Genomic DNA, 362 nt, shown 5'->3' with positions numbered 1-362 from the left:
GCAGTCGACCTTCGGCATCACGATCAAAGCGCTCTTCGGTCTTGTCCGGGTGCTTGATCAGCACCAATTGGCCGGCCTTGTATTCGTATTCGGTGGCGTTGCCGGCAGCGTCGGTGAAGCAGACCATTTGCCCCAGTTCGTTGTACTCCCAGGCGCTGGTTTTGCCCGAGCAATCGACGTACTCGACCAGTTGCCCGGCGTCGTTGTAGTCCAACGTCTTTTCGTTGCCGTTGGCGTCCTTGATCGCGGTGGGCTGGCCGGATTTGTTGTAGGCGTATTCGGTTTTGTTGCCCAGCGGATCGAGCGCTTCGACCAGGTTGCCTTGATCGTCATAGGCGCGCTGCCACTGACCGCCTTCGGCA

Annotated in this window: 1 protein-coding gene; it reads right to left on the bottom strand. The window is 59.1% G+C overall.

The features are described 5' to 3' along the window. The coding region (locus ACM6JQ_RS18435) for a hypothetical protein (RefSeq protein ID WP_414894462.1) at window positions 1-362 on the bottom strand (362 nt) is incomplete at both ends.

This window comes from Pseudomonas sp. IT-232MI5 (genome assembly GCF_949767845.1).
Taxonomy (GTDB): domain Bacteria; phylum Pseudomonadota; class Gammaproteobacteria; order Pseudomonadales; family Pseudomonadaceae; genus Aquipseudomonas.
The sequence above is the reverse complement of the archived record's forward strand: the minus strand, read 5'-3'. Positions and strand labels throughout refer to the sequence as shown.